At 67.6% G+C, this 9,347-nt stretch carries 8 protein-coding genes; 3 read left to right on the top strand and 5 right to left on the bottom strand.

The annotated features are described in order from the left end of the window. From J1C47_RS24030 to J1C47_RS14745, 3 genes are all read right to left on the bottom strand, one after another. A partial coding sequence (locus J1C47_RS24030) for an FGGY-family carbohydrate kinase (protein WP_207351545.1) occupies positions 1–1,435 on the bottom strand: 1,435 nt, incomplete at its 3' end. A gap of 5 nt (positions 1,436–1,440) precedes the next feature. Beyond that, on the bottom strand, positions 1,441–1,755 hold the full coding sequence (locus J1C47_RS14750) for an L-rhamnose mutarotase (RefSeq protein ID WP_207351547.1): 315 nt from the start codon (positions 1,753–1,755) through the stop codon (positions 1,441–1,443). A gap of 28 nt (positions 1,756–1,783) precedes the next feature. After that, complete coding sequence (locus J1C47_RS14745) at positions 1,784–2,587, bottom strand: DeoR/GlpR family DNA-binding transcription regulator (RefSeq protein WP_207351544.1); 804 nt, start codon at positions 2,585–2,587, stop codon at positions 1,784–1,786. Between the two features lie 270 nt (positions 2,588–2,857). Between J1C47_RS14745 and J1C47_RS14740 the strand changes: the two genes are divergently transcribed. The 3 genes from J1C47_RS14740 to J1C47_RS14730 are packed head-to-tail and all read left to right on the top strand — an operon-like array spanning position 2,858 to position 6,914. Beyond that, a complete protein-coding gene (locus J1C47_RS14740; protein WP_207351543.1) occupies positions 2,858–4,969 on the top strand; it encodes a bifunctional rhamnulose-1-phosphate aldolase/short-chain dehydrogenase in 2,112 nt (703 codons plus the stop codon). A 53-nt stretch (positions 4,970–5,022) separates the two neighbouring features. Continuing rightward, positions 5,023–6,321, top strand: coding sequence for an L-rhamnose catabolism isomerase (gene rhaI, locus J1C47_RS14735; protein WP_207351542.1), 1,299 nt, complete (start codon positions 5,023–5,025; stop codon positions 6,319–6,321). Between the two features lie 38 nt (positions 6,322–6,359). Then, positions 6,360–6,914: an SIS domain-containing protein gene (locus J1C47_RS14730; RefSeq protein WP_207351541.1), complete on the top strand. Its 555-nt coding sequence runs from the start codon at positions 6,360–6,362 to the stop codon at positions 6,912–6,914. Positions 6,915–7,135: 221 nt separating this feature from the next. Here J1C47_RS14730 and J1C47_RS14725 read toward each other — a convergent pair whose 3' ends face one another. Then, positions 7,136–7,492, bottom strand: coding sequence for an SH3 domain-containing protein (locus J1C47_RS14725; protein ID WP_207351540.1), 357 nt, complete (start codon positions 7,490–7,492; stop codon positions 7,136–7,138). A gap of 224 nt (positions 7,493–7,716) precedes the next feature. Beyond that, complete coding sequence (locus J1C47_RS14720) at positions 7,717–9,342, bottom strand: TRAP transporter large permease (RefSeq protein ID WP_207351539.1); 1,626 nt, start codon at positions 9,340–9,342, stop codon at positions 7,717–7,719. Positions 9,343–9,347: the final 5 nt, after the last annotated feature.

Here is a 9,347-nt window from a genome sequence, read left to right as displayed (position 1 = left end):
CCCCCCCCCCCCCCCCCCCCCCCCCCCCCCCCCCGCGCGGCCGGCCCCCCCCCCCCCCCCCCCCCCCCCGCCAGGTCTTCGCATAGGCCCGGAGACCGCGGAGCGGCCTTGCCGGTCGCGACTGCCCCGATGGCTTTGCCGAAACCGGCGGTTTCGCGTCAGGGCCGAGCGCCAGCAGCGCCGCGCCCGCCGCCGTCCCCGTCAGCCCCGACCTCGCCTCCACCGGGCGCCCCGTCAGTTCGGCCAGCGCGTCGCAATAGACGGCGTTCTTCGCGAACGGTCCCTCGACCACGATCGGCCCCCTCGCTTCGACGAGATCGAGGCAGAGCGCGCTCGTCAGCGCGGTCGTCAGGCTTGCCGCCGCCGCGCGCTCCTGCGGGCCGAGGCGGGCCGGATCGGCCGTCCATCCGCCCTTGCGATCGCCGAAAGGCCCGGCCCCTGCGACGAAGCTCGGCAGCGCCATGACGTCTCCGGCGATCACCGCCTCGGCCGCCGCGTGATCCGCGATGCCCGGCGCATCGCCCGCCATCAGCGAAAACTCGCGGCCGGCCATGAAGCGGGCCGACGGCACCGGCCGGGCGAAGGCGTCGACATTGGCGAGGGTGTCGCGCATCTCGTCGAGCTCCCGCACCGTGCCGCCGATCGCAAAGACGATCGCCCAGGTGCCGGTGGAAACGACGGAGAACGGCTCTTCCCGGGCCGTCAGATGCGGTAAAAGCGAGGCGTTCGAATCGTGGATGCCGCAATAAACCGGGATCGGTCCGTCGCCATGCATGCGGGCGCGGAGCGCGGGTCTGACGTCGCCGAGCCGGTCGAAGGCCGAGCGCAGCGGTGCAAACTTTCCTTCCCAGCCGCGGGCCGTGACGAGCGACGAATAGCGTCTTTCCGCCGGACACCACAGATCGGTGTGGGCGCCGAGCTGCGTCACCTCGCAGGCCTTCACGCCGCAGAGCTTCAACGCCCAGAACTGCGGGTAGGTGAGGATCGACGCCGCGGCGAAGACGTCGGGCAAATGCCGTTCCAGATAGAAGAGCTGCGCGCCGACATTGAGCCCGCCCGGCAGGGCCGGCGACTGGGTTTCGCCGAAACCCGGGCGCACCGCGCGATAGGCCGCCAGCGTCTCGGGATCGAGCGGAAATTCGTAGTCCATGACCGGCAGCGCCAGATCGTCGCCTGAAACCAGCGCGATCGAGGCGCCGTGCGTCGTCAGAGAGATCGCGTCGACGCCGCGGCTTTGCGAAAGTTCTGCGAGGGCGCCGAGGATGAAGCCCCAGAGAGCGTCGGTATCGAAATGCGGATAGGGGCCGTCCGAAACAATGCGGTTCGGCGTCGTCAGCGCTTCGACCTCACGCCACGCCTCGACGTCGAAGAGCACGACCTTGGCGTTGGTCTTGCCGATGTCGATCACGGCGACGTGGCGGATCGGGCGGCGCATCGGCGTCAATCCATCCGGAACATCGGCTTAAGCGGCATCGCGACGGGTTCGTCGTCCGGCTTCACCTCCATGATGTCCGCCATCATCGCCCACCAGCGCCGCATCACCGGATGGGAGGGCAACTCGTCCATCCGGTGGTCCCTCCGCCGTTCGAGGACGGCAAAGAGCGCGTCGGTCTCCGGGTCGAGGAAGATCGCGTAGTCGCGAACGCCCGCCGCGTGCAGCAGCTCGACCAGTTCCGGCCAGATCGCGTCGTGGCGCCGGCGATACTCGTCGGCGTGACCGGCAAGCAGCCGCATGCGGAAGGCGATCCGCTCCAATCCGGGCTCGACCGGGTCGATGGTGTCATCAGGCGACATCGCGCTCGCTCCCCTCCTGGGAAACTTCCACGACGACGAGGCGCACGCCCGCCGCCTCCACCATGCCCGCATCCTTGTCGGCGATCCCCTCGTCGGTGATCAGCACGTCGGCCCGTTCGAGCGGCGCGATGATCATGCTCGACGGCTTCTGGAACTTGGAGGAATCGACGAGCAGCACCAGCTCGTCGGCCTGGCGCATCAGCCGCTGCTCGGACTGGATGATCAGGGGATCGGTCTCGGCGATGCCGTAGGTCGAGATCCCCTGCGCCCCCATGAACATCCGCCTTGCGCGAAAATGCGCGATTCCGTCGTTCTCGAAGGGCGAAAGGATCAGCGCCTGGTCCCGGTAGATCGCGCCGGCCGGCAGCATCACCGTGCATTCGGAATGATCGATCAGGTGGTTGGCGATCGAGAAGGAATTGGTCAGCACCTGCAGCCGCGCGCCGGCGAAGTGATGCACCATCTGGAAGGTGGTCGTGCCGCCGTTGAGGATGATCGCGTCGCCGTCGCCGCAGAGCTTCGCCGCCTCGCGGGCGATGGCGCGCTTTTCGAGCTCGTTGATCGTGCGCGCCTTCGCGAAGGGCAGGCTGGAGATCTCCCCGAAAGCCTCGGCCTTCAGGGCCTCGGCCCCGCCGCGCACCCGTTTCAGCTTCTTCCGCAGCGCCAGGGCCGCGATGTCCCGCCGCGTCGTCGCTTCCGACGCCTCGGTCAGCCGGGAAAGCTCCTGCACGGTCGCGACCGAGCGGGCCTGAACCACGGAGAGGATGACCCTCTGTCTCTCGCGTTCGTGCATGAGCGGCGTGTCTCCCAGTCGAGGATGCTGATCGAAGGCTCTGCGATTGTCAATCATCTTCGATCAAGTTCGATCATATTGCAACGCAGCATGACGGATGACGATCGTTATGATTGACGTTTTCGCTGTTTTGGCCAATGGTGACGCCCGAGCCGCGGCAGGGCGCCGAGCGTCGATGCGCTGCCGCGAGGCTCCGATTTCTGCCGCACCGGTCGTCGCCGCCGCGCAAGGCCGGTCCGGCGGCGTCAAGAAGCCGATGCGAGGTCGACCATGTCCGAAGCGCCGCAAACCAGCGGGTCCCACCTCCTGCCCTCGCTGTGGGACGAGGCACATGCGGCGACGCTCGACGAGCCGGGGCGGCTGCTCTACCGCTCGAACCTCCTCGGTGCCGACAAGCGGATCACCAATTACGGCGGCGGCAACACCTCGGCGAAGGTCACCGCGAAGGACCCGCTGACCGGCAGGGACGTCACGGTGCTGTGGGTCAAGGGCTCGGGCGGCGACGTCGGCACGATGCAGCGCGACGGCTTCGCCACACTCTACCAGGACAGGCTCGAGGCGCTGAAGGGGCTCTATCGCGGCGCCGAACACGAAGACGAGATGGTCGGCTACCTGCCGCACTGCACCTTCGCTCTCAATCCGCGCGCCGCCTCGATCGACACGCCGCTCCACGCCTATCTGCCCTACACCCATGTCGATCACATGCATCCGGACGCCGTCATCGCCATCGCCGCGACGGCGACGAGCCGCGAGCTGACGCGCGAGATCTACGGCGACGAGATCGGCTGGCTGCCCTGGCGGCGGCCGGGCTTCGAACTCGGCCTCGCTCTGTCGGACTTCGCCCGCGAGCATCCGGACGCGAAGGGCGTCGTCCTCGAGAGCCACGGGCTGTTCACCTGGGGCGACACGGCGCGGGATTGCTACGAGACGACGATCCGCATCATCAACGTCGCGATCGCCTTCCTGGCCGAAAGGACCGCCGGCGCACCGGCCTTCGGGGGAAGGCGCGTCGCCGCGCTCGCGGCAAACGAGCGCCGCGCCATTGCCGCGCGGCTGATGCCGGAGATCCGCGGGCGGATCGGGCGGGAGGAGCGCAAGATCGGCCACTTCGACGATTGCCCCGCCGCGCTCGACTTCGTCGGCTCGAACGATCTGTCGCGGCTTGCCCCGCTCGGCACCTCGTGCCCGGACCACTTCCTGCGCACCAAGATCCGGCCGCTGGTGCTCGACTTCGATCCGGCGACCGGCGACGTCGAAACGGTGATCGCCGGGCTCGACGCGGCGATCGCCGCCTATCGCGCCGACTACGGCCGCTATTACGAAAGCTGCCGCCACGGCGACAGCCCGGCGATGCGCGATCCGAACCCGGTGGTCTATCTGGTGCCGGGCGTCGGCATGATCACCTTCGCCAGGGACAAGGCGACCGCGCGGATCGCCGGCGAGTTCTACGTCAACGCCATCAACGTCATGCGCGGGGCGGAGGCGGTCGGCAGCTATCGCGGCCTGCCGGAGCAGGAAGCCTTCGACATCGAATACTGGCTGCTCGAGGAGGCCAAGCTCCAGCGCATGCCGAAGCCGAAGGCACTCGCCGGCCGCATCGCCTTCATCACCGGCGGCGGCGGCGGCATCGGCCGGGCGACGGCCGAACGGCTGGCGTCCGACGGCGCCTGCGTCGTCCTCGCCGACATCGACGCCGAGGCGCTCGAACGGGCGAAAGCCGATCTTTCGAAGCGCTTTTCCACCGACATGGTGCGCGCCGTCGCCCTCGACGTCACCGACGAGGCGGCAGTCGCCCATGGCATGGCGGAAACCGCCGTCGAATTTGGCGGCGCCGACATCCTCGTCTCCAATGCCGGCATCTCCTCCTCGGCGCCCATCGAGACCACCGAACTGTCGATGTGGAACCGCAACATCGGCATCCTCGCCACGGGCTACTTCCTCGTCTCGCGCGAGGCTTTTCGGCTGTTCCGGCGGCAGGACCTCGGCGGCGCGGTGGTGTTCATCGCCTCGAAGAACGGCCTTGCCGCCTCGCCGAACGCCGCCGCCTACTGCACCGCCAAGGCCGCCGAGATCCATCTCGCCCGCTGCCTGGCGCTGGAAGGCGCCGAGGCCGGCATCAGGGTCAACGTGGTCAATCCCGACGCGGTGCTGCAGGGCTCGAAGATCTGGACGGGCGAATGGCGCGAGCAGCGCGCCGCCGCCTACAACATGGCGCCCGAAGAGCTCGAAGAGCACTATCGCAAGCGCTCGATGCTGAAGCGCTCGGTTCTGCCTGCGGACGTGGCGGAGGCGGTCGCGTTCCTCGCCGGCGAGGCTTCGGCGAAGTCGACCGGAAACATCCTCAACGTCGATGCCGGCAACGCCCAGTCCTTCACGCGCTGAGCGGGCCGCAAGGGGCGGGTGCGCCCGGCAGGCCAATCTGGGAGGAGAAGGCCATGAGCGAACTGCCGATCCACGAGAGCGTCCTCGAGGCCGACAACGGGAAGCGGCAGGCGGCGTTCGAGGCCGATTTCGCCGCCCTCGGCGAGACCCTCGACCGGCGCGGCATCGCCGTCGACGCCATCGTGGAGAAGCTAAGGGCCTTCGCCGTCGCCGTCCCCTCCTGGGGCGTCGGCACGGGCGGCACGCGCTTTGCCCGCTTTCCCGGCCCGGGCGAGCCGCGCGGCATCATGGAAAAGCTTAACGACTGCGCCGTCATCCAGCAGCTCGGCCGGGCGACGCCGTCCGTCTCGCTGCATATCCCGTGGGACCGCGCCGATCCGGCCGCTTTGAAGGACAAGGCGGCGAGCCTCGGCCTTTGCTTCGACGCGATGAACTCCAACACCTTCCAGGATCACCCGGACGATCCGCGCCAGCCGCTCTCCTACAAGTTCGGCTCGCTCAGCCACGCCGACCCGGCGGTGCGAGCCCAGGCGGTGGAGCACAATCTCGCCGTCGCAGAATTCGGCAGGGCGATCGGGTCGACGGCGCTCACAGTCTGGGTCGGCGACGGCGCGAACTTTCCCGGCCAGAGCGACCATTCGCGCAGCTTCGAGCGCTATCTCCAATCCGCCAGGGCGATCTATGCCGGGCTTCCGCAAAACTTTCGGCTCTTTACCGAGCACAAGATGTACGAGCCGGCCTTCTACTCGACCGTCGTGCAGGACTGGGGCACCAACCTCCTGATCGCCCGGGAACTCGGGGACAGGGCCTTCTGCCTGGTCGACCTCGGCCACCATGCCCCGAACGTCAACATCGAGCAGATCGTCTCGCGGCTGATCTTCGCGAAGAAGCTCGGCGGCTTCCACTTCAACGACGCGAAATATGGTGACGACGACCTCGACGCCGGCTCGATCGATCCGTTCCGGCTGTTCCTCGTCTTCAACGAACTGGTCGAGGCGGGCGAGGCGCTGGAGCGACTTGCCCCCGCCCACATGATCGACCAGTCCCACAACGTCACCGACCCGATCGAGAGCCTGATCCGCTCGGCCGGCGAGATCCGCCGCGCCTATGCCCAGGCGCTTCTCGTCGACCGCGCGGCGCTTCGCGGCCATCAGGACGACAACGACGCGATCATGGCGTCGGAATGCCTGAAACAGGCCTTCCGCACCGACGTGACGCCGATCCTCGCAAAAGCGCGGCTCCTCGACGGCGGCGCGATCGACCCGATCGCCGCCTATCGGGCGAGCGGCTATCGCAAGAAGGTCGCGGCGGAGCGGCCGGCGGTGCGGGGGTCCGGCGGCGGCATCGTCTGAGCGGCGACCACCCTGAACGAACTGAGGGATTTCGAAGGATGAGCGATCTCTATCGGACGGCACTTTCCGAGCTCGGCACGGTGATGGACCGGATCGACGACACGGCCGTCGACGAGGCCTGCCGGATGATCGCCGCGGCGCGGCGCATCGGCTGCTATGCCGGCGGGCGCGAGGGGCTGCAGATCAAAGGCTTCGCCATGCGGCTCTTCCATCTCGGGGCAGATGTCGGAGTGGTCGGCGACATGACCATGCCGGCACTTCAGAAAGGCGACCTCTTCGTCGTCTCCGTCGGCCCGGGCTACATCTCGACAGCCCTCGCCCTGATGGACGTCGCGAGAGAATCCGGGGCGAAGATCCTCTTCCTCACCGCCCAGCCGGACGGGCGCTGCGCCGCGCTCGCCGATTTCGTTCTGACCGTACCGGCCCAGACCATGGCGAACGATCGGGGCGCCGCGGCGACGTCGGTCCTGCCGATGGGCTCGCTCTACGAGGGGGCGCTGTTCGTGCTGTTCGAGGTGATGGTTCTGAAGCTCCGCGACCTGATGGCCGTTTCGCCGGAGACGATGCGCGGCAATCACACCAACATGGAATGAGCGCCGCCCCACCGCCCATCACAGCAGCCGCCGCGAACCGGGAGGCCGCCTTGGTCTCGGCTCGCCGAGCGACGATCGGCGGGAAGCCGAAGAAAACGACCGGCGAGGCAGCGCCGGCCGCTCCGGTGCCTCACAAGGCTGCCCACTTCGGAAGGGCCAGCCCGACGCCGCAGCCCCTGAGCGGGACCGGGCGACCATGCGCCCGATCCCTCGGTGGTCGATCAGTAACCGCCACCGGAATTGTAGCCGCCGCCGCCGGAATATCCGCCGCGCGAATGGCCGCGGGACTTGTATCCGCCGTCTGAATGGTACCCGCCACCGGAATAGCCACAGCGCTCCGACGAGATGTAGTTGCTCGAGACCCAGCCCCAGTGACCCGACCAGCGGATCCGGTACCAGCCGTTTTCACTTGCCCCCACACTCACCTTTCCGCATTGCGGAATCGTCCCGAGGACATCGTGATAGGTGCTGGGGCCGCTGCGGAAGTTGACGCCGGTGGTTGCCCAGCCCGTCCAGGCCATCGAGGCGGTTGTCGAAGCGATCAGGATTGCAACCCCGGCGATCGTCGTCTTGAGCATGTCTCTATCCTTCTCAAGGTCGTTTTGCCCCAATCGGAAAAAACATCGATGATCTGCGCGCCTCTCGGCTGGCACAACGAGTCTCCTCGACATTCGGAAAATTCTCCGACACTGGCGAGGACACAAAATTACGTAACGTTAGGAGGCTAACATGATCGATGAGAGCTTGTCATCCCTTTCCGTCAATTGAGGGACGAGGCCGCCGGCTGGTTCGCCGCCGGCCGCTACCGCGTGACGATCTCCGGTCCCATCAGCGCATAGGGCAGGACCGTCGAAAGCCACGGAACGTAGGTCACCAGGATCAGGAACAGGAAGAGGACGCCGACGAAGGGCATAGCCGCCTTGACCACCTTGACGAGGCTCATGCCGGTGATGCCGGAGGTGACGAAGAGGTTCAGCCCGATCGGCGGGGTGATCATGCCGATCTCCATGTTGACCACCATGATGATCCCGAGATGCACCGGATCGACGCCGAGTTCGATGGCGATCGGAAACACCACCGGCGCGACGATCAGCAACAGCCCCGACGGCTCCATGAACTGGCCGCCGATCAGGAGCAGGACGTTTACGGCGATCAGGAAGCTGAACCAGGTGAAGCCGTAGTCGAGCATCAGCGCGGTGATCGCGTCGGGAATGCGCTCCGAGGTCAGGACATGGGCGAAGAGCAGCGCGTTGACGATGATGAACATCAGCATCACCGTCGTCTTCGCGGCGTCGACCAGCACCTTCCGCGTTTCCCCGTCGAAGCAGGCCGGCAGGAAGTTCCGGCCGATCAGGGCAAGGTTGCGCCCGAAGATCGGCAATCCCGCCGCGAGCGTCGCCGGCAGGGCGCCGAGGCCGCCCTCGCCCCGCCAGAGGCCGTAGGCGATCGCGACGAGGATCGCCGGCACGCCGCACAGGACGCTGCGTTCGCCGATCGAGAGCGTCGAATCGCCGCCGGGGCCGGCGGTGACGAAATAGACGAGGATCAGCGAGACGACGAAGAAGGAAATGCCGTAGGCGATGGCGCCGAAGCCGGTGCGGGCGCGCGGCGTGTCGGTCTCGGCGACCCACGGCCGGCCCTTCAGCGGCCCCATGTCGCGATAGACGAAGACCGCGACGAGGAAGGCGTAGACCGCCGCGGCCGCGGCCGCCTCGGTCGGGGTGAAGACGCCGCCATAGATGCCGCCGAGGATGATGACGATGAGGAACAGGCCGAATCCCGCCGCCTTGCCGCTGCGCAGCAGCGGCAGGAAGCCGCGCCACTCCTCGGCCGGCAGGTTCTTGCGCCGGGCGACGAGATAGATCGCGCCCATCAGCATCAGCCCGGCGACGAGGCCGGGAATGACGCCAGCGAGGAACATGCGCCCGACCGAGACGTTGGTCGCCGCCGAATAGACGACCATGACGATCGAGGGCGGGATCAGGATGCCGAGCGTCCCCGCATTGGCGATGATGCCGGCGGAAAACTCCTTCGAGTAGCCGACCTTGCGCATGCCGGCGATGGCGATGGTGCCGATGGCGACGACGGTCGCCGGCGAGGAGCCCGACAGCGCGGCGAACAGCATGCAGGCGAGCACCGAGGCCATGGCGAGGCCGCCGCGGAAATGCCCGACGGTCGCGATCGCGAAGTCGATCAGCCGTTTCGCGACGCCTCCCGTCGACATGAAGGCCGAGGCGAGGACGAAGAAGGGGATCGCCAGCAGCGTGTAGTTCTGGGCTGCGGTGAAGAGCTGGATCGCCACCGACGACATCGAGTCGGTGGAGAAGAAGGCGATCATGATCACGGCCGAAAGGCCGAGGGCGATCGCCACCGGAACGCCGAGGAACAACAGTCCGAGGACGAGGAGGAGAAGGACGAAGGCTTCCATGGTCG

This window comes from Jiella sonneratiae (genome assembly GCF_017353515.1).
Lineage (GTDB): Bacteria > Pseudomonadota > Alphaproteobacteria > Rhizobiales > Rhizobiaceae > Jiella > Jiella sonneratiae.
The sequence above is the reverse complement of the archived record's forward strand: the minus strand, read 5'-3'. Positions and strand labels throughout refer to the sequence as shown.